At 72.1% G+C, this 17,713-nt stretch carries 17 protein-coding genes; 7 read left to right on the top strand and 10 right to left on the bottom strand.

Going from position 1 to position 17,713, the window contains the following annotated elements:
- Positions 1 to 109: 109 nt before the first annotated feature.
- A complete protein-coding gene (locus BLA60_RS01690; RefSeq protein WP_075130870.1) occupies positions 110 to 928 on the top strand; it encodes a FadR/GntR family transcriptional regulator in 819 nt (272 codons plus the stop codon).
- 307 nt (positions 929 to 1,235) lie between these two features.
- Here the strand turns inward: BLA60_RS01690 and BLA60_RS01685 are convergent, their stop codons facing one another.
- Together BLA60_RS01685 and BLA60_RS01680 are read right to left on the bottom strand one after the other, a co-directional pair.
- A complete protein-coding gene (locus tag BLA60_RS01685; protein ID WP_075131443.1) occupies positions 1,236 to 2,774 on the bottom strand; it encodes a FadD3 family acyl-CoA ligase in 1,539 nt (512 codons plus the stop codon).
- Between the two features lie 5 nt (positions 2,775 to 2,779).
- Positions 2,780 to 3,583, bottom strand: coding sequence for an enoyl-CoA hydratase/isomerase family protein (locus tag BLA60_RS01680; protein ID WP_075130869.1), 804 nt, complete (start codon positions 3,581 to 3,583; stop codon positions 2,780 to 2,782).
- Positions 3,584 to 3,700: 117 nt separating this feature from the next.
- On the opposite strand from BLA60_RS01680, the gene BLA60_RS01675 reads away from it, so the two are divergent.
- Both BLA60_RS01675 and BLA60_RS01670 read left to right on the top strand, forming a co-directional pair.
- The gene (locus tag BLA60_RS01675; RefSeq protein WP_075130868.1) at positions 3,701 to 5,254 is read left to right on the top strand and encodes a class I adenylate-forming enzyme family protein; all 1,554 of its coding nucleotides are present in this window, start codon (positions 3,701 to 3,703) and stop codon (positions 5,252 to 5,254) included.
- 105 nt (positions 5,255 to 5,359) lie between these two features.
- Positions 5,360 to 6,160: a FadR/GntR family transcriptional regulator gene (locus tag BLA60_RS01670; RefSeq protein ID WP_075130867.1), complete on the top strand. Its 801-nt coding sequence runs from the start codon at positions 5,360 to 5,362 to the stop codon at positions 6,158 to 6,160.
- Positions 6,161 to 6,202: 42 nt separating this feature from the next.
- On the opposite strand, the gene BLA60_RS01665 is transcribed toward BLA60_RS01670, so the two are convergent.
- From BLA60_RS01665 to BLA60_RS01635, 7 genes are all read right to left on the bottom strand, one after another.
- Positions 6,203 to 7,228 carry an ABC transporter substrate-binding protein gene (locus BLA60_RS01665; protein WP_084734534.1) on the bottom strand — a complete coding sequence of 342 codons (1,026 nt, stop codon included), beginning with the start codon at positions 7,226 to 7,228 and terminating at the stop codon, positions 6,203 to 6,205.
- A gap of 20 nt (positions 7,229 to 7,248) precedes the next feature.
- Complete coding sequence (locus tag BLA60_RS01660) at positions 7,249 to 8,103, bottom strand: ABC transporter permease (protein ID WP_075130865.1); 855 nt, start codon at positions 8,101 to 8,103, stop codon at positions 7,249 to 7,251.
- On the bottom strand, positions 8,100 to 8,879 hold the full coding sequence (locus BLA60_RS01655; RefSeq protein ID WP_245811783.1) for an ABC transporter ATP-binding protein: 780 nt from the start codon (positions 8,877 to 8,879) through the stop codon (positions 8,100 to 8,102). Before BLA60_RS01655 ends, BLA60_RS01660 begins: the two co-directional genes overlap by 4 nt.
- A gap of 78 nt (positions 8,880 to 8,957) precedes the next feature.
- Positions 8,958 to 9,902 (bottom strand): D-2-hydroxyacid dehydrogenase, encoded by a 945-nt coding sequence (locus BLA60_RS01650; protein ID WP_075130863.1) that lies wholly within the window; start codon positions 9,900 to 9,902, stop codon positions 8,958 to 8,960.
- A gap of 170 nt (positions 9,903 to 10,072) precedes the next feature.
- Entirely contained in the window at positions 10,073 to 10,765 is a 693-nt protein-coding gene (locus BLA60_RS01645; RefSeq protein ID WP_162292883.1) for an enoyl-CoA hydratase/isomerase family protein, read from the bottom strand.
- Positions 10,766 to 10,780: 15 nt separating this feature from the next.
- Positions 10,781 to 11,785: an LLM class flavin-dependent oxidoreductase gene (locus BLA60_RS01640; RefSeq protein WP_075130861.1), complete on the bottom strand. Its 1,005-nt coding sequence runs from the start codon at positions 11,783 to 11,785 to the stop codon at positions 10,781 to 10,783.
- Positions 11,786 to 11,813: 28 nt separating this feature from the next.
- Positions 11,814 to 12,665 carry an SMP-30/gluconolactonase/LRE family protein gene (locus tag BLA60_RS01635; protein WP_075130860.1) on the bottom strand — a complete coding sequence of 284 codons (852 nt, stop codon included), beginning with the start codon at positions 12,663 to 12,665 and terminating at the stop codon, positions 11,814 to 11,816.
- Positions 12,666 to 12,699: 34 nt separating this feature from the next.
- On the opposite strand from BLA60_RS01635, the gene BLA60_RS01630 reads away from it, so the two are divergent.
- Both BLA60_RS01630 and BLA60_RS01625 read left to right on the top strand, forming a co-directional pair.
- Positions 12,700 to 13,107, top strand: a complete 408-nt coding sequence (locus BLA60_RS01630; protein ID WP_075130859.1) for a nuclear transport factor 2 family protein — start codon at positions 12,700 to 12,702, stop codon at positions 13,105 to 13,107.
- Positions 13,104 to 14,618: an AMP-binding protein gene (locus BLA60_RS01625; protein WP_075130858.1), complete on the top strand. Its 1,515-nt coding sequence runs from the start codon at positions 13,104 to 13,106 to the stop codon at positions 14,616 to 14,618. Before BLA60_RS01630 ends, BLA60_RS01625 begins: the two co-directional genes overlap by 4 nt.
- Positions 14,619 to 14,655: 37 nt before the next feature.
- Here BLA60_RS01625 and BLA60_RS01620 read toward each other — a convergent pair whose 3' ends face one another.
- Positions 14,656 to 15,411 (bottom strand): enoyl-CoA hydratase-related protein, encoded by a 756-nt coding sequence (locus tag BLA60_RS01620; RefSeq protein ID WP_075130857.1) that lies wholly within the window; start codon positions 15,409 to 15,411, stop codon positions 14,656 to 14,658.
- A gap of 70 nt (positions 15,412 to 15,481) precedes the next feature.
- On the opposite strand from BLA60_RS01620, the gene BLA60_RS01615 reads away from it, so the two are divergent.
- On the top strand, positions 15,482 to 16,489 hold the full coding sequence (locus BLA60_RS01615; protein ID WP_075130856.1) for an acyl-CoA dehydrogenase family protein: 1,008 nt from the start codon (positions 15,482 to 15,484) through the stop codon (positions 16,487 to 16,489).
- Between the two features lie 70 nt (positions 16,490 to 16,559).
- Positions 16,560 to 17,675, top strand: a complete 1,116-nt coding sequence (locus tag BLA60_RS01610; protein WP_075130855.1) for an acyl-CoA dehydrogenase family protein — start codon at positions 16,560 to 16,562, stop codon at positions 17,673 to 17,675.
- Positions 17,676 to 17,713: the final 38 nt, after the last annotated feature.

Here is a 17,713-nt window from a genome sequence, read left to right as displayed (position 1 = left end):
CGCCTCCTCTGCGCTGAGCGTGGAACGAACGGGCTGACCGTACCCGAGCTAAACGCTTAAACTCAATAAGATTGAAAGATTGAATCATTGGCTACTAGAGGAGGCCTCCATGCGACGACTGCGACAGGTACGGGTCGCCGAGCTGGTCGCGGCGTCGCTGCGCAACGACATCCTGGGCGGTGTGCTCGGCGAGGGCGACAGCCTGCCGACCCAGGAACAGCTCATCGAGGAGTTCGGCGTGAGCATGCCCGCGGTGCGCGAGGCCATGCGCATCCTGGAGTCCGAGGGCCTGGTCACCGTGCGGCGCGGCAACGTCGGCGGCGCGATCGTGCACCTGCCCACCCCCGAACGCACCGCCAGGATGATCAGCATGGTGATGCAGTCGCGCGGCACCACCCTCGACGACGTCAGCGGCGCGCTGCTACACTTGGAACCGGTGTGCGCCAGCCTGTGCGCGGCACGCGAGGACCGCGCCGAGGTCGTCGCACCGGTACTCGCGGAGCTGATCGAACGCCAGCGCGAGGTGCTCGAGGACCGCGCCGCCTACAACACCCTGGCCCGCGAGTTCCACGAGGCGGTCGTCGCGCTCAGCGGCAACGAGACGATGATCATCGTGATCGGCGCCCTGGAGTCGCTGTGGTCGGCGCACGAGTCGGTGGTGTGGGCCGAGCCGGTGACCCGCCCGTCGGGCAACGCGACCGCGACCCGCCGCGCCGCGCTGACCGCCCACGAACGGCTGCTCGCCGCGATCGAGGCCGGCGACGAGAAGCGCGCGGCGACCCTGTCGGCCACCCACTTCACCGTCACCCGCGCCACGAGCCTGGCCACCACCCGCCACGACCGGGTCAGCGCCCTGCTCCTCGACGACCTCGGCGAAACCGCCCTGGCCCAGATCGAGGCCACCCGCCGCCGCAACAGAGGCGAGTGACCACCCCACCAGCCAGCTGGCGACTTCCGGCGCACGGCGGCCCGCCCCCACCTTCGCCGCGACGACAACATCCCTCAGTTGTCCACAGCCACTCCCGTCAGCACCGAACACTGTCGGTGCTGCCCGATACGCTGGAAAACGGGGAGATCCCCACGCCCCGACCAGGCACAACAGCGGAATCGCCGCTGGTGGCCCGTGCGGGGCGCAGGGCGTGCCCGTGGTCGTGCTCATGATCAACAGGTGGGTTGTGGCTGTTCACCGTCCGGGGGACGCTCGGCCGCCGAGCGTCCTCGACCCACCGCGCTCGTCAGGGGTGCGGTTGGTGGAGGCGGCGGAGTTCTCGGCGCAGGACCTTGCCGCTGGCGTTGCGGGGCAGTTCGGCGACCACGTCGACGACCCGGGGCACCTTGAAGTTCGCCAGCCGCTCACGCGCCCAGGTGATCAGCTCGTCGGGGACGAGGTCGGTGTCCTGGCGGGGGATGACGAACGCCTTGGGTACCTCGCCGAGCCGCTCGTCCGGCACGCCGACCACCGCGACCTCGCCGACCGCCGGGTGGTGGGCCAGTGCCTGCTCCACCTCGGCCGGCGAGACGTTGAACCCGCCGACGATGAACAGGTCCTTGAGCCGGTCGGTGATGGTCAGGTTGCCGTGCTCGTCGAGGATCCCGACGTCGCCGGAGCGCAGCCAGCCGTCCCGGTCGATCGCGGCGGCGGTCGCCTCGGGGTCCTCCCAGTAGCCGGGGGTGACGTTCGCGCCCCGGATGAGCACCTCCCCCGGCTCGCCGGCCGGCAGGTCGGCGCCGTCGGGGTCGACCACCCGCAGCTCCACCCCCGGCACGGCCCGCCCGCTGGTCCGCGCGATCGTCTCCAGCGAGTCGCCGTCGCGGCACATGGTCGCGGTGCCGAAGCACTCGGTCATGCCGTAGGCGGTGACGAACCGGTCGAAGGGCAGCTCGGTGCGGGCGCGTTCGACCAGCGCCACCGGGACGACGGCCGCGCCGGTCGCCGCGACCCGCAGCGAGCCGAGGTCGCGGCCGGCGCGGGCGGGGCTGTCCAGCAGCGAGTGGTAGACCGTCGGCGGCCCGTTCATCACCGAGATCCGTTCACGTTCGATCAGCGCCAGCGCCTCGGCGGCGTCGAACACCGGCATCGGCACGATCGTCAGCCCGAACATCAGGCTGGTCAGCATCCCGGCCTTGTTGCCGCCGGTGTGGAAGAACGGCAGCGTCACCAGGTAGCGGTCGCCGGCGCGCAGGCCCCACACCTGGCCGTAGGCGCGGTAGAGGTCCAGGCCGGCGCCGTGGGGCAGCAGCACGCCCTTGGGCCGGCCGGTGGTGCCCGAGGTGAAGATGATCTCCGCGAGGTCCTCGGGTGTGACCGCCGCGCTCGCCGCGTCGACCGCCGTGTCCGGCACGTCCGCGCCGCGCGCGAGCAGTCCCGCCCAGCCGGCGTCGCTTCCGAGGTCGACGACCGGCAGGTCGGCGCCGCAGGCCTGGGCGTAGCCGTAGCCGAGGAACCCGTCGTGCACCAGGACGGCCGACGCGCGGACCCTGGCCAGGATCTCGCGGGCCTCCGGCCCCCGGTAGCGGGTGTTGAGCGGGACGACGACCGCGCCGGCGCTGTGCAGCGCCAGCGAGGCGACGATCCAGCGCAGTGAGTTCGGCGCCCACAGGCCGACGCGGTCGCCGTGACGGATCCCGAGTCCGATCACGCCGCGTGCGGCCTCGCGGACGGCCTCCTCAAGTTCGGTGTAGCTGAGTTGGGTGTCGCCCTCACGCACGGCGATCGAGTCGGCGAAGCGGCGGGCGCTGGCCGCGAGCATCGCCGGGGTGGTCCGTTCGCTCATCGCGGTCACCGGCCCTCGAAGGCCGGGTCGCGCTTGTCGACGAACGCGCGCAGGCCCTCGCGGAAGTCCGGGCTGCGTGAGGACAGCTCCAGCGCGAACGCCTCCCGCTCCAGCTGCTCGCGCAGCCCGGCGTCGGCCGCCTCGTTGATCAGCTTCCTGGTCAGTCCCAGTGCGACGGTGGGGCCGGCGGCCAACCGGGCGGCCAGTTCCTCGGCCGAGGCCTCGGCGTCGTCGACGACCTCGTGCACCACGCCCCAGTCCCGCGCCCGCTCGGCGTCCAGCCGTTCACCCAGCAGCAGCAGCCGGCGCGCACGCAGTGGCCCGACCGCGCGTACGGCCAGCCAGGTGGCACCGCTGTCGGGGGTCATCCCCCTGGCCACGAACGGTTCCCAGAAGGTCGCCGTCCGGTCGGCGAGCACGAAGTCGCTCGCCAGGGCGAGCTGCATGCCCAGGCCGACGGCGTAGCCGGTGATCCCGGCCACCACCGGGACCTGGAGTTCGCACAGCAGCGGGATCAGCCGGTGCGCCTGGGCGGGGAGGCGGCGCTGGATCGACCCGGTCCTCGGTTTCCCGCCGCCGGCGTTGCGCGCGACGATGTCGAAGCCGCTGCAGAAGTCCGCGCCGGCACCGGTCAGCAGTACCGCGCGGACCTGCTCGTCGCTCTGCGCCCGTTCGAGCGCGTCGACCATGGCGCGCAACGAACCGTCGTTCATCGCGTTGCGCTTGCGCTGGTCGTCCAGGCGCAGCGAGAGCACCCCGTCGGTCAGCGTGATCACGAGCCCGTCGGCGTCGACGTACCGGTCAACCATGTCAGCATCCTAAAGATTGAATCTTTCAACCACCATGCTTGCTCACCCATCGTTAACTATATATCTTTACAAGAATAAGAGGTCGGATGGAGGATCCGGCTCCGAAGAGGGGTGCGCATGAGTTCGACTGTGCCGTCCGGCGGCGCGCCGGGTCCCGACCAGGCCACGCTGCTGAGCCTGCTCACCGACCTGCCCGCGACCGACGACGCGACGGTGCTGCACGCACCGGACCGGGCCCTGTCACTGCGCGAGCTGCGCTCGGCCGTCGACTCCGTCGCCTCCGTCCTGGTCAAGGCCGGCGTCCGCCAGGGCGTGCCGGTCGGCGGTCTGGTCGGCACCGGACCGTTCGGCGTGGTCGGCATGTTCGCCGTGTGGGCGGCCGGCGGCGTGTACGTCCCGGTCAACCGCCGGAGTACCCCGGCCGAGATCGCCGCACTCATCGACGAGACCCCCGTCGAGCTGCTCCTGGGCACCGCCGAGGACCTCGACCGCCAGATCGCCGACGTCGCGATGGTGCACGTCCAGGCCACCACCTGGCAGGCCGCCCTGCGGCGACCGGTCCGCGCCGACCCCACCGCCTACGACCAGGAGATCGCCCTGGTCCTGCGGACCTCCGGCACCACCGGCCGCCCCAAGGCCGTGCAGCTGCGCCACCGCTCCACCATCGACGCCCTCGACTCCAGCCTGCGCAAGCTGCGCCGCCGGCGCAGGCCCACCACCCCCGCCCTCCCGGCAACCCCCCGGCTCAACCTCATCCCGCTGTCACTGGCCCTGTGGGCCGGCATCTTCAACACGCTGTTCTCGCTGCGCGCCGGCTACGGCGTCGTGCTGCTCGACCGGTTCACCCCCGAGGCCCTGGTCGCGGCCGTGCGCCGGCACGAGATCACCTCCACCGTGCTGCCCCCGGCGATGATCACCGCCCTGTGCGACAGCGACACCGTCGACTCGGTCGCCCCGCTGCGGATCGTGCGCTCCATCACCGCGCCGCTGTCGCCGGCCGTGGCCCGCCGCTTCCACGACCGCTTCGGCGTGCTCGTGCTCAACTCCTACGGCCAGACCGAACTCGGCGGCGAGGTCGTCGGCTGGACCGTCGACGACATCCGCGAGTTCGGCACCGGCAAGCTCGGCGCCGCCGGCCGGCCCTACGACGACGTCGACGTGCGGATCGTCGACGACACGGGCCGCTCCCTGCCCACCGGCGAGCCAGGACACATCCACATCCGCTCCCCCTTCCGGATGCGCGGCTACGCCAACTCGGAGCCAGTCAGGTCCGAGAGCACCGAGCAGGACGACCGGTTCGTCGACGGCTTCCTGCGCACCGGCGACCTGGGCCACCTCGACACCGAGGGTTTCCTGTGGATCGAGGGCCGGGTCAGCGACATGATCAACCGGGGCGGGCTCAAGGTCTTCCCCGACGAGGTCGAGGAGGTCCTGCGCCGCCACCCCGGCGTGCGCGACGCCGCCGTCGCCGGGTTACCCGACCCGCGCCTCGGTGAGGTGCCGCACGCCTGGATCGTCCCCACCGGCCCCGACACGCCGGCCGCGGCCGAGTTGACCGCGTGGTGCCGACAGCACCTGGCACCGTACAAGGTCCCCGCCGGCTACACGACGATCGACGCACTTCCCCGGTCCGACGTCGGCAAGGTGCTGCGCCGCGAACTGCGGGCCTGAGTACCCACGCCAAGTGGCGAAATGATGCTGTCTTTGGTGTCTTGGCGATGATGCGAACCGGTCAGCGCTACGCTTGGCCCCGACCCTGACACGAAGGAGAACGGCATGCGACAGCTGCGCCAACCGCGCCTGGCGGAGATCGTGGCGGCGCGCCTGCGTGATGACATCCTCACCGGCAAGCTCAAGGAAGGCGACAGCCTGCCACGTCAGGAGCACCTGTTCAACGACTTCCGGGTCAGCCTGCCCGCCGTGCGCGAGGCCATGCGGATCCTGGAGACCGAGGGCCTGATCACGGTGCGCCGGGGCAACGTGGGCGGCGCCGTGGTGCACCTGCCGACCCCCGAACGCATCGCCCGCACGATCACCATGGTCCTGCAGACCCGCGACACCACCATCGGTGACGTCAGCGGCGCCCTGCTGCACCTGGAGCCGGCCTGCGCCGCGCTGTGCGCCACCCGCGCCGACCGCGAGGACACCGTGGTCCCGGCCCTGCGCGCGGTGCTCGCCGAGCAGGAGGCGACCTTCGACGACCCCGAGCAGTTCCCCGCGCACGCCCGCAAGTTCCACGAGACCCTCGTGCGGCACTGCGGCAACGAGACGATGATCGTCATCATCGGCTCGCTGGAGACCATCTGGACCGCCCACGAGTCCACCGTGTGGTCCGAGGCGGCCATGGTCGACGGCGAACCCGACCAGACCTCGGCGCTGGCCCGCAAGTCCCGCCGGGCCGCGCTGCGCGACCACGAGAAGCTGGTCGAGGCGATCGCCGCCGGCGACGAGAAGCGCACGGTCACCCTGGCCAGCGCCCACCTCGCGGCCACCCGCAGGTCCAGCCTCGAAGAGGCCAAGAAGGACACCGTCAACACCAACCTGCTCGACGACATCGACTTCTCCGGCACACGCTGACGCCGATGGGCGCCCCTCGGGGCGCCCATCGGCGGGCGGTGTCTAGCTGGCGTCGATCGCGTCCAGCCTGATCTGGTCGTCGACCAGCTTGTCGGCGCCGAGCGTCTCCTCGTAGGTCAACGTGCCCTCGGTGTCGTGGAACATCTCCTGCATCGAGGTCAGCGTGCCCGCGTTGATCGCCAGCGTCGGGTCGAAGGCGTAGAGCCCGCCGCCGCTGATGGTCTCCTCCGGCACCTTCATGAACTTCGCCAGCGGCGCCACGATCTCCGGATCCTTGCGCCAGTCGCCGGTCATCCGGCCCGCCGCGCAGGCCACCGCCTTCAGGTAGGCCACCCCGGTGTCCCGGTCCTGCTCCAGCAGCGTCGGCCCGTACATGACCGCCGAGGTGGTCTCCTCGCCGTAGGCGATCTTCGAGTCCACCAGCTCCTTGGCGTAACCGCCGTCCACGGCCTGCTGGGTGTAGGGCGCGATCAGCAGCGCGGCGGCGACCCCGCCGTTGCGCAGCGCCTCCCCCATGTCGGCCACCGACAGCGGAACGACCTCCACGTCGGCGAAGGTCAGGCCGCCCTCGGCCAGCGCCTTGCCCAGCAGGAACGACGTCGCCGTGCCCACCGTGCCCAGGCTCGCGACCCGCTTGCCGCGCAGGTCCTCGACCGTCGCCACGTCCTTGCCGCCGTAGAGCCCGCTGGGCGCCGGCTCGTCACCCGGGACGTTCACCGACCCGAGCGAGGCCACCAGCTTCAGCGTCGCCCCCCGCGCGACCTGGTTGAACATCCCGGCCGACGGCGACCCGACGTAGGCGTCGATCTTGCGCTGGGACAGGAAGGCGATCGCGTCGGCCGGGTTGTTGATCGGCTCGAACGTGACGTCCAGGCCCTGCTCGGAGTAGCAGCCGAGATCCTCGGCGACGAACGCCGGGGCCAGCGACGCGCCCGAGATGTAACCGACGGTGAGCGCCCCGCCCGTGTCGCCGCCACCACCGCCGCCCGCGTCGGCGCCGTCGTCGCCGCACGCGGCCAGCGCCAGGGTGGCGGTCAGCACCACCGCCAGGGACCCAATTGCTCTCATGTGGACTGTCCTCTCCGCACTCAGCGGTTCCAGGGGGTCAGCAGGCGCTCGACGAGGCGCAACAGCGCGGTCGCGATGACCCCGATCAGCGAGATCGACACGATGCCGACGAACATGTACTCGGGCACGCCGAGGTTCCAGGAGTTCCAGACCAGGAAACCCAGCCCGGTGTCGGCCGCCACGAACTCGGCGCCGACGATCACGATGACGGCCATCCCGGAGGCGATCCGCATCCCGGTCAGCGTCTGGGGCAGCGCGGCGGGCAGCGTGATGTGCCACAGCACCGCCCACCGCGAGGCCTTGCACGACCGGCCGACATCGGTGTACTTCGTGGACACACCGGCGACCGAGTCGATCGTGTTGATCAACACGACGAAGAAGCAGGTCAACGCGACCAGCAGGATCTTGCTGGTCTCCCCCAGCCCGAACACCAGCAGCAGCAGCGGCAGCACCGCCAGCTTGGGCACCGTGTACAGCGCGGCGATCGTCGGCTCCAACGCCGAGCGCGCCAGCTTGCTGGACCCGATGGCGAACCCGATCACCAACGCGGCGAGCGTGCCGAACAGGTAACCGAGCGCGATGCGCTGCACACTGGCCAGCACGGACTCGAAGTAGACGCCCTGGGAGACCAGTTCACCCCAGCTGGAGGCGATCTCCAGCGGCGGCGGGAAGTACTGGCTCTCGGCCACCCCGGCGCTGGCCAGCCCCTGCCACAGGGCGATCAGGGCGATCGGCACGCCGACCGCGAGCCCGCGTTCCAGCAGGCGGCGGCGCCGCGCGTAGCCGCGCGGGTCCCGCTCCCTGGCCGACGGGACGATGACCTTGCTGGTCGCGGCCGCGGACGGCGCGCGGGTCTGGGAAAGGTCGGCGGTCATGAGACCTGGAGCTCCCTTCGCAGGCGGTGCCAGATGTCGTCGCGCAACGCGGCGAAGTCGGGCGACGCGCGGATCTCGTCCGGGTCACGCGGCCGGGCGAACGGCACGTCGATCACCGTGTCGATCCGGCCGGGACGAGCGCTCATCACCGCGATCCGGTCACCGAGCAGCAACGCCTCGTCGATCGAGTGCGTGACGAACACGACCGTGTTCTGGTTGTGCTGCCACAGGTCGAGCAGCTTCTCCTGGAGCAGCAGCCGCAGCTGGGCGTCCAACGCGGCCAGCGGCTCGTCCATGAGCAGCAGTTCGGGCCGCAGTGCCAGGGCGCGCGCGATCGCCACCCGCTGTTTCATACCGCCGGAGACGGTGTCCGGAAAGGACTTCTCGAACCCGGCGAGGTCGAGCTGGCCGAGCCAGTGCCGGGCGACCTCGCGCGCCTCCCGCCGCCGGTACCCGTTCTGCAGCAGCGGGAACACGACGTTGTCCATGATCGTCTTCCAGGGGAACACGGAGTAGTCCTGGAACACGACCGACGACAGCGGCCGGTCGGGGTCGTCGTGGCGCATCTCGATCCGCCCGGACGACGGCGACTCCAGCTCCGCCATGATCCGCAACAACGTGGTCTTGCCGCAGCCCGAGGGGCCCAACAGGCAGAGGAACTCGCCGTCCCGAACGTCCAGATCGATGGCGGCGAGCGCCTCCACCCGGCGGGCCTTCGACGTGAACACCTTGCCGACGGCCTGTACCGACACCTTGACCTGATCGTCGTTGGCCACGGGCCCGCCCTCCGCCATTGAGTGGCTATCCGTTAATCATTGATAAGATAGGCGAGCGGAGGCCGCCGGACAAGACCCTCAGTAACCACGACCCCGGTCGACCCGGTTCCGGACCGGTTCACCCCGCTCCACCCGCCGCACGTTCTCCGCCAGCACGACCCCCACGCGCCGCAGGTAGTCAGGCGAGTACCAGGAGACATGGGGCGTGACCAGCAACCCGGGCGTCGTCCACAACGGATCGCCGGCCGGCAACGGCTCGTTGACCACCACATCCAGCGCCGCCCCACCCAACCGCCCCGCCTCCAGCGACTCGACGAGAGCCTTCTCGTCCAGCACGTCACCCCGCGCGACGTTCACGATCAGACAGCCCGGCGCACACCGCGCCAACCTCTCGCGGTCGAACATCCCCTTCGTGTCCCCCGTGGACGCCACCGCGATCACCACGACGGCGGCCGTCGGCAGACGGTCGGACAACTCGTCGGCCGACACGACGTCGTCGAAGTCCGCGCAGGGCGTCGCGGAGCGTCGCACCCCGGTCACGGTCATGCCCAACGCCCGCAACCGGAGGGCCGTCTGACGGCCGACCGGGCCCGCACCCACCACCAGCGCGCGCGCACCGGCGAGCAGTTGGGGCTCGGTGCGCCGCCACTGGTGGGCACGCTGGTTCTCCCAGGCCTGCGGAAGCCGCTTCGCCAGTGCCAACAGGGCGGCGACCGCGAACTCCGCCATCTCCGGCGCGGCGACACCCCGTGCGTTCGCGACCTCGACGGCGTCGGGGAGCCCGTGGGCGGGGAGAAACCTCTCCGCCCCCGACCCGGCCAGCTGCACGAGCCGGAGCCGGGTCGCCTCCGCCCAGCCCGCCCGTTCCAGCGCGACACCGACCAGGACGTCCAGTTCAGCGAGCGGCAGGTCGGTGGCCCGCCGGATCGGGATGACGTCGACACCGAGAAGGTCAGCGGCGGCCTCGGCGGCCCCGATCGCGACTCTGCCGACGGCATGGATGGACCGGACCGGGATGCTCATGGTCTTCCTCGTCCCTTCACCGCTGGACCGCCCTTCCCCCGCGTTTTTCGCGTTCCCGACCGGGCTCGGCCTCCGAGGTCGCCCACCTCTCGGAAATCCGGCCATAATCGGACATCTATATAGTTAATAGTGAGAAGTAAAATTTTGGACTGGCAACCGTCTACCCGGAATCAGCGCCGAAGGATCTCCCGGCCGATCCGGGACTCCGCCGCGTACGCCTCGTCCAGCGTCCCGGCCAGCCCTTCCGCCACCGCACGCTTGATCGCCGCCACCGCCGCCACCGGATGTCCGGCGATCGTCCCGGCGAGCTCCAGCGCCCGGTCCAACGCCTCCCCCGGCCCCACCACCTCGCTCAGGAAGCCCCAGTGGAACAACCGGTCCGCACCGAACCGGGCGCCGGTCAGCAGGATCTGCATCGCGGCGGCCGGCCCCAGCTGGCGCGGTAATCGCGCCACCGAACCTCCACTGGGGATGAAGCCGTGCCGCACCTCCGGCAGGGCGAACACCGCGTCACCGCCGGCGATGCGGATGTCCGTGGCGCCCACCAGCTCCATCCCCGCACCGAAGCAGAGGCCCTCCACCGCCGAGACGACCGGGGTGGTCAGGACGACGTCACGCAGCAGGGCCTGTTCGATGTCCACCCACGCCTGCCTGCCGGTGGCCCGGACGTCCGCGTCGAGGGTCGCCAGGTCCGCGCCGGAGGAGAAGTCCCGGGTACCGGTGATGACGGCGACCCGGGTGTCACCACTCTCGATCTCTCGCCACGCCTGGGCCAGGGCCCGGAAGCCCGCCAGGTCCAGGGCGTTGCGCCTGGCCGGGCGGGACAGCCGGACCAGGTCGACGCCGGGCGCCACCCTGGTCACCTCGATCACCCCGGGTCACCAGCGCTTCAGTTCGGGCATCACCCGGTCGGCGAAGCGCTTGAGGTCCCCGTACGCCTCCTCGCGGATCGGGACGCCACCGGTGGGTCCTGAGTGGACGATGTCGGTCAGCGGCAGCGTGTCGGCGAAACCGCGCAGCGTGCCCAGGACCGTGTCGGCGTCGCCGATCAGTTCGAAGTCACGGTACGCGTCCGGCCCGGGGGTCAGGCCGTAGTCCAGGTCCGGGTCGCCCATCTCGATGCGGATCTGGCGGTAGAAGTCCCACCGGTCGAAGTACAACTCCTTGTTGCGCTCCCACACCGCCTCCGGCTTCTCGTCGGTCACCGTGATCGACCACGGGTTGGACACCCGCCTGGTCGCCGGGTCGACACCGGCCTCGGCCAGCCCGTCGCGATACGCCTGGTGGAACGCCGGGTCCACGCTCGCGCCGTGCAGGTTCGCGCCGTAGCGGCCGGCGCGCGCTGCCGCCGGCGGCGCGGTGGCCGCCACCCACAGCGGCGGGTGCGGCTGCTGCAACGGCGCCGGCGTCACCGTGATGTCCTTGAGGTCGTAGTACCTGCCGGTGAACGTGAACGGCCGCTCGGTCCACGCCTTGAGCAGGACCTGCAACCCTTCCTCCATGCGCGACGGGCGGGTCTTGGGCGAGTGTCCGAACGCGACGTACTCCAGCGCACGGTGTCCACTACCGACAGTCACGTCGAGCCGACCGTCGCTGAGGTGGTCGATCAGCGCCAGTTCCTGCGCGAGCCGCGCGGCGTTGTGCAGCGGCAGGACGTAGGTGTACGAGCCGATCCGCGCGGTCGACGTGCGCTCGGCCAGCAGCGTCAGGAACACGGTGGCCGACGGGGCGTAACCGTCCTTGGTGAAGAAGTGTTCCTGCACCATCAGGTAGTCGAAGCCCATCGCCTCGGCCTCGCGGAACAGCCACAGCCGGTCCTCCCAGAACTGCTTCCACGGTTCGCCCCTGGGGTTGCGCATGTCCATGGTGAAACCGACCTTCATCGGGCGCTCCTTCGCACTCGCTGGGATCTCACGGCCTGCCGGCTCCCGGCACGTCGACCTCGACCACCTCGACCGCCCCGTGGAACTCGCCCCGCGCGAGCATCTCCGGCGAGGTCCTGGCGGTCAGCACGTAGAGGTCCCGGCGGTGCCGGCCGCCGAGCATGCACGCGGTGGCCCACCGGCCGGGGGTCGTGACCCTGGCGGTCTCCCGCCCGCCCTCGGCGACCCGCACGACGGCCTCCGCCTCCAGGCAGGCGATCCACAGCTGACCCTCGGCGTCCAGGCACATGCCGTCTGGCCGCAGGTCGCCGAGATCGGCCCAGACGCGCTGGCCGCCCAGGGTGCCGTCCGGCGCCCGGTCGAAGGCGGTGATCACGTGGCCCTCGGTCTCGCTGACCAGCAGGGTGCGCTCGTCGTCGGTGAGGACCAGGGCGTTGGGGAAGCGCAGACCGTCGGCGACGACGCTGACGGCGCCGTCGGTGTCGACCAGGACCAGGGGCGCGGGTTCGAGCGGGGCACCGGCGGCCAGGTCGTAGCCGAAGCTCGACACGTAGGCGCGGCCGGAGCTGTCCAGGACCAGGTCGTTGGCGTCGTGCCGGGCGTACCCGGCGAGGTCGGCGTGGGTGGTGACCGTGCCGTCGGCGGCGCGGCGCAGGATCCGCTGGTCGTGCTGGGAGACGACCAGCAGCGAGCCGTCGGCCGGGAAGGCGAGCCCGGAGGGGCCGGCCGCGACCGGAAGGACCTGTTCCAGACGGCCCGAATGGTCCACTGTGTACACATGGCCGCCGTACAGGTCGGAGAACCACAGCGTGTCGTTGTGCCAGCGCGGACCGTCGCACAGGACGAGTCCGCTGTCGACGAGAACCTTCGTGTCGGCCATGTCCGCCTCCGTTTCTAACACTTATAATATTGCTATGTTAGAGACAACACAAACGGAGGACGACAGCTCGATCCGCTCGCTCATCGGCCTCGCGGCCCTTACCGGCGACGTGGGTGAACCAGAGGACTACCGCCGCATCTACAGCCCAAACGCGACGTGGCGATCCGGTCAGGAACGGCAGACCGGCGCCGACGAGATCGTCGCCGCCGCCGCGACACGTCGTGACCAGGGGATCAGCGGCCCAGGGACGGCCACCAGACACTTCGTCGTCCCACTGCATGTCACGGTGAGCGGCGACCGGGCGACCGCCGTCTCGTACTTCGCCTTCCTCACCGCCACCACGTCGGCACCCACCGTGTCGGTCGCCGGGACCTACCGCGACGAGCTGGTCAGGACCGAGGACGGCTGGCGCATCCACGACAGGGAGACCACGATCGGATGACCCGGGCCCCACTCGCCGACCTGCTCGCCGACGCCGCCGAGGACTCCCCCACGACCGCCGCCCTGCGGTGCGGAGCCGACCGGCTGACCTACGCGGAGCTGGCCACCACCGTCCGCCGGGGCGCCGCGGCCTGGCTCGCCCTCGGCCTCGCCCCGGGCGAGCGGGTGGCGGCCTGGGCGGTCAACACGCTCGACTGTGCCGTGGCGATGCTCTCGGTCGTGGTCGCCGGCGGCGCGCTCGTGCCGCTCAACCCGCGCTACACCCCGGCCGAGGCGTCGGCGATCCTCGCCCGCGCCGGCTGCCGGTTCCTGCTGGTGCCCGACGCCTTCCGTGACCGGCCGCTGGCCACCGAGGCCGCCGCGTTCGTCGCACCGCAGCGGCTGGTGCGCCTCGGCGGCCCGGCGGGACCGGGGCTGCGGTGGTCGGATCTGCTCGGGCCGGCCGAGCACGGCGGGACACCGGTCGAACACGCGGTCGTCCAGTTCACCTCCGGCACCACCGGCACCCCCAAGGGCGCCGTGCTGCGGCAGGCGCCGCTGGTGGCGACCGCCGCGACGTGGGCGGCCACCGTCGGCCTGCGCCGGGCCGACGTGTTCCCGGTGACCTATCCGCTGGCCCATGTCGGCGGCTTCAAGACCGGCCTGCTGTCCCCGTTCCACGCCAGGGCCACGGCCGTACTGCTGCCGCACGTGTCGCGCGCGAGCGTGGTCGAGTTGGTCGGCGGCGGCGAGGTGGCGGTGTTCAACGCGCCGCCGACGGTCCAGGGTTACGTGCTCGACGCGCTGCGCGCCGGTGAGCTGCCGGCCGACCCTGGCGTGCGCACCGCGGTGATCGGGTCGGCGGTCGTCCCGCCCGACCTGGTCCGCGCGCTGCGCGCGGAACTGGGCGTGCGCGACGTGGTGATCGGCTACGGCCTGACCGAGGCGACCGGCGTGTGCACGATGACCCGCCCCGGCGATCCCCCCGACCTGCCCGAAACCTCGATCGGCGCGCCGATCGAGGGCGTCGAGGTGCGCATCGCCGGCCGCGACGAGCGCGGCCCCGACCAGGTCGGGGAGCTGGAGGTGCGCGGCGCCAACGTGATGGCCGGCTACCTCGACGACCCGGCCGCCACCGCCGAGGTCGTCCACGACGGCTGGCTGCGCACCGGCGACCTGGCCTGGCTGGGGGTCGACGGCAACGTGCGGATCGTCGGCCGGGCCAGGGAACTGATCATCGTCGGCGGGTTCAACGTGTACCCGGCGGAGGTCGAACACGCCCTGCGCGAGCACCCGGCCGTGCGGGAGGCGGCGGTGGTCGGCGTGCCGCACGAACGTCTGGGCGAGGCGCCGGCCGCGTTCGTCGTGGCCGACGGCGAACCGGACCTGCTCGGGTGGGCCAGGGGGCGGCTGGCGGACTTCAAGGTGCCCCGGCACCTGTGGTTCGTCGACGCCCTGCCCCGGGGCGCGGTGGGCAAGGTCGCCAAACCCGAACTGACCCGGCTGGCCAGAACCCGGCTCACGGACGCCTGACCGGCCGGCGCCGGATCGACGACGGATCGGCGACGGTTCAGCGGCGGACGTGGTCGCGGACGCGACGGACGGCGTCGAGGTGTTCTGGCTGGCGGACCGACCAGTTCTGGGCCACCTGTTCGACGTCGGCCGCCGCGGACGGGTCGGTCAGGGCGCGGCCCAACGCCATGACCGACTTCGTGCGGCGCACGAGCGGGGCGGGTCGGCCGGCGGCCCGGGCGGCCATCGCCGAGACCAGGGCGGGGAGGTCCTCGTCGGGGACGCAGCGCCAGGCCAGGCCGACCTGCGCGGCCTGCTCACCGGTCACCGCCTCGCCGAACAGGATCAGGGCGGTGGCGGCCTGGTGGCCGACGCGCTGTTCGAGGCGCCAGAGGTGCGCGCCGCCGGGGTGGATCGCCAGGTCGAGGAAGCGGGGGTCGAACCTCGCCGAGCGGCCGGCGACGATCACGTCGCAGGCCAGGGCGAAGCTGACGCCGGCGCCGATGGCCGGGGCGTGGACGGCGGCGAGCGTGGGTACCGGCAACGCCGCCAGGGCCTCGAATCCCCGGTAGACGGCCGTGGGGTCGGCCGGGACGGTGCCCAGGGAGTCCAGGTCGCCGCCGGCGGAGAAGACCGGGCCCTCGGCGCGCAGGACGGCGGCCCGCACGTCGCGGTCGGCGCGGACCAGGGCGCAGGCGTCGGCCAGTTGGGTGACCAGGACGGGGTTGAGGCTGTTGCGCCGGCCGGGATCGGTGAGGGTGATCCAGGCGACGCCGTCCTCGACGGTCAGGGTCACGGCCGTCCGTTCCGCCATGGTGCGCTCCCGGGTGCTCGCGGTAGGATCGCGGAATATTATCAAAGATATAACTGATACGGGTGACGTGATGGAGATCGGTCTCGACCAGGACCAGCGCGCCTTCGCCGAGGTCTGCGCGAAACTCGCCGCCGAGCTGGCCACCCGCTGGTCCCCCGGCCGCGGCCCCGACGACACCAGCCCCGCCGAACCGGACGAGGTGGCCTGGTCGCGGATCGTCGCCGCCGGGTGGCTGGCCATCGGGCTCGACGAGGCGTCGGTCGTCGACCTCACCGTGCTGGTGGAACAGCTCGGCTACCACACGGTGCCGGCGCCGGTCATCGGCACGCTGCTGGCCGCCGAACGGCTACGGCTCGGCGGCGCCGGCCAGGACCTGCTCGACGCCATCGGCGGCGGCGAGGTCCGGGTCGCACCCCTGCTGCGCCGCGACCTCACCGACTACGCCGGCACCGCCGCCGACGCCGTGGCCTGGGACAGCGCGGGCGCCGAGGTGACCCACTCCCCCGACGGCACGGGCCACCACCTCGGTGACCCGCTCCCCGGCGCCGACCTCACCCGCCGCACCCGTGCCGTCGGCCCCGCCGCCGGCCACCTCGCCCTCACCGACCCCGGCACCGAGGACCGGCTGCGGCTGACCGCGCTCGGCCTCACCCTCGCCACCGCCGATCTGCTCGGCGTCATGCGCGCCGCCCTCGACGACGCCGTCGAGCACGCCAGGAACCGCACGCAGTTCGGGGCGCCGATCGGGTCGTTCCAGGCCGTCCAGCAGCTCGCGGCGGACTGTCTGGTCTCGGTCGAGGCGAGCCGCAGCGCGCTGTTCCACAGCGCGTGGGCGGCCGACGCGCTGCCGGCCGACGAGGCCGTGGCCGCCGCGCGGACCGCGAAGGCGTTCGTCGCGCCGGCGGCCGTCGAGGTGTGCGAGACGGCGATCCAGCTCCTCGGCGGCATCGGCATGACCTGGGAGTCCCGCGCGCACGTCCGGCTGCGCCGCGCCCACGCCTCCCGCGCGCTGTTCGGCGACGAACACCACCAGCTCCGCCACCTGACCGGCCGGCTCCTCGGCGAGAACGGACGATGACCAGAAACGGACACTGACCAGAAACGGACGCTGACCAGAAACGGACGCTGACCAGAAACGGACGCTGACCATGGACTTCGCCGACACCCCCGAGGTGGCCCGGTTCCGCGCGGGCCTGCGCGCCTGGCTGGCCGGCCACCTCGACGAGTACCGCCACGGCACCGGCTACCACTCCGACGCGGCACTGGCCGCCACCCTGCGCTGGCACCGCGCGCTGGCCGGCGCCGGCTACGTCGCGGTGTCGCTGCCCGCCGAGTACGGCGGCCGTGGCCTGCCCGACGTGTACGAGGCGGTGATCAACGAGGAGCTGGCCAGGGCCCAGGCACCGGCCGCCCCGCCGATCGGGCACATCGCCCACGCCATCGCCGACTTCGCCGGCGACGAGCTCAAGACCCGGGTACTGCCCGGGCTGCTGGGCTGCACCAGCTCGTGGTGCCAGGGGTTCAGCGAGCCGGGCGCCGGGTCGGACCTGGCGAGCCTGACCACCACCGGGCGGCGCGAGGGCGACGAGTACGTCGTCGACGGCCAGAAGATCTGGACCAGCGGCGCGATGTGGGCCGACTGGTGCCTGCTGCTGCTGCGCACCGAGGCCGACCAACCGCGCCACCGCGGCCTGTCGATGCTCGTGGTGGACATGACCTCGGCCGGGATCGAGCGCCGGGAGATCACCCTGGCCAACGGCAGCCGCGAGTTCGCCGAGGTGTTCTTCGACGGGGTGCGGGTGCCGGCCGCCAACCTGGTCGGCCAGGCCGGCATCGGCTGGCGCATCGCGATGCACATGCTCACCTACGAGCGCGGCCCGGCCGACATGGGCTGGGTCGGGCGGCTGGGACACGTGCTGGCGGCGGCCGTCGAGGACGTGCGCACCGGCCGGTGCGCGGCCGACGAGCCGCTGCGGCGCCGCCTGGTGGCCTGCGCGGTGAACATCGACGTGCTGCGCTGGCAGGTCGCGCGGTCGCTGGTCGACCGGGCCGGGGTCGCCGCGTCGGTCGACAAGCTGCTCACGACCCGGATCGAGCAGGAGCTGTTCCGGGTGGTGGGCGACCTCGCCGGCACCGGCTTCGTCCAGGGCGACGACCGGTTCGACGAGTACCTGTGGTCCCGCGCCCAGTCGATCTACGGTGGTACCCAACAGATCCAGCGGCAGATCGTGGCCCAGCGCGTCCTCGGGCTGCCCCGGGGCTGAGCACCGCCAGCACCGGTGGCCGCGCCGGGTGTGCGGCA

It is taken from the genome of Actinophytocola xinjiangensis, from assembly GCF_001921215.1.
GTDB lineage: Bacteria > Actinomycetota > Actinomycetes > Mycobacteriales > Pseudonocardiaceae > Actinophytocola > Actinophytocola xinjiangensis.
This window is presented reverse-complemented; position numbering and strand designations above follow the sequence as displayed.

Coding starts and splice junctions, on each gene's coding strand:
- BLA60_RS01690 (WP_075130870.1), top strand. CDS start 110: ATGCGACGACTGCGACAGGTACGGGTCGCCGAGCTGGTCGCGGCGTCG.
- BLA60_RS01685 (WP_075131443.1), bottom strand. CDS start 2,774: ATGAGCGAACGGACCACCCCGGCGATGCTCGCGGCCAGCGCCCGCCGC.
- BLA60_RS01680 (WP_075130869.1), bottom strand. CDS start 3,583: ATGGTTGACCGGTACGTCGACGCCGACGGGCTCGTGATCACGCTGACC.
- BLA60_RS01675 (WP_075130868.1), top strand. CDS start 3,701: ATGAGTTCGACTGTGCCGTCCGGCGGCGCGCCGGGTCCCGACCAGGCC.
- BLA60_RS01670 (WP_075130867.1), top strand. CDS start 5,360: ATGCGACAGCTGCGCCAACCGCGCCTGGCGGAGATCGTGGCGGCGCGC.
- BLA60_RS01665 (WP_084734534.1), bottom strand. CDS start 7,228: ATGAGAGCAATTGGGTCCCTGGCGGTGGTGCTGACCGCCACCCTGGCG.
- BLA60_RS01660 (WP_075130865.1), bottom strand. CDS start 8,103: ATGACCGCCGACCTTTCCCAGACCCGCGCGCCGTCCGCGGCCGCGACC.
- BLA60_RS01650 (WP_075130863.1), bottom strand. CDS start 9,902: ATGAGCATCCCGGTCCGGTCCATCCATGCCGTCGGCAGAGTCGCGATC.
- BLA60_RS01640 (WP_075130861.1), bottom strand. CDS start 11,785: ATGAAGGTCGGTTTCACCATGGACATGCGCAACCCCAGGGGCGAACCG.
- BLA60_RS01635 (WP_075130860.1), bottom strand. CDS start 12,665: ATGGCCGACACGAAGGTTCTCGTCGACAGCGGACTCGTCCTGTGCGAC.
- BLA60_RS01630 (WP_075130859.1), top strand. CDS start 12,700: ATGTTAGAGACAACACAAACGGAGGACGACAGCTCGATCCGCTCGCTC.
- BLA60_RS01625 (WP_075130858.1), top strand. CDS start 13,104: ATGACCCGGGCCCCACTCGCCGACCTGCTCGCCGACGCCGCCGAGGAC.
- BLA60_RS01620 (WP_075130857.1), bottom strand. CDS start 15,411: ATGGCGGAACGGACGGCCGTGACCCTGACCGTCGAGGACGGCGTCGCC.
- BLA60_RS01615 (WP_075130856.1), top strand. CDS start 15,482: ATGGAGATCGGTCTCGACCAGGACCAGCGCGCCTTCGCCGAGGTCTGC.
- BLA60_RS01610 (WP_075130855.1), top strand. CDS start 16,560: ATGGACTTCGCCGACACCCCCGAGGTGGCCCGGTTCCGCGCGGGCCTG.